At 52.0% G+C, this 646-nt stretch carries 1 protein-coding gene; it reads left to right on the forward strand.

The genetic code is table 11. From position 1 onward, the window contains the following. Positions 1–294: hypothetical protein (locus AB1L30_RS00070; protein WP_367011325.1), on the forward strand; the 294-nt coding region annotated here is incomplete at its 5' end. Positions 295–646 lie beyond the last annotated feature (352 nt).

Genomic DNA, 646 nt, shown 5'->3' on the forward strand with positions numbered 1-646 from the left:
GTGCTAAGCACTTCCAGACCCGCACTGAACTCGATTTCGTTCCCCTTAATAATCGGTGCCGGATCGGCGACGCACACCAACAAGGCTCAAGCGATTGGCCATCTCAGGTGGCGCGATTGGCGCAGTGGACTGGTGAGGATCTCTACCCGCACCAAGGACATTTGCTACACCGTGTGCAAGCCTGTCTGGGAAACCAAGACCAAGGAAATCTGCTACACCGCGCACTTCTTCGCTGACGCCAGAGCTGTACTTCTGGAAGTTCTCGATGAAGAGCGAAGCAAGCTTCGAGGTTAATCCGATAGGGAACGCTTGTTTTAACACACCTACGAGGGCGCATAAACAGTCTTGTAGCAGGTTTGTTCCTGCTTTTCGTAGACGACCTCTTTGCAGGTCTTGTTAACGGCCAACCAATCAGCATTTGGAGATGATCCATGACCACGAAGAAGAAGACTTCCACGACCGCAGCTACAAAAAAGGCCAGCACCGAGGGCACCACGAAGGGACGACCCTTTTCTCGGTTGGTACGTTCCCCTCGGGCAAACACCGACCAATCCCGCTGATCGCTATAAAGCAGATAACCTGTTCGGTTGATTACCGAAATGTAGGGAACAACTCGATTTACGATCGGGCAACTGGCTTATGTTTT

It is taken from the genome of Bremerella sp. JC817, assembly GCF_040718835.1.
Lineage (GTDB): Bacteria > Planctomycetota > Planctomycetia > Pirellulales > Pirellulaceae > Bremerella.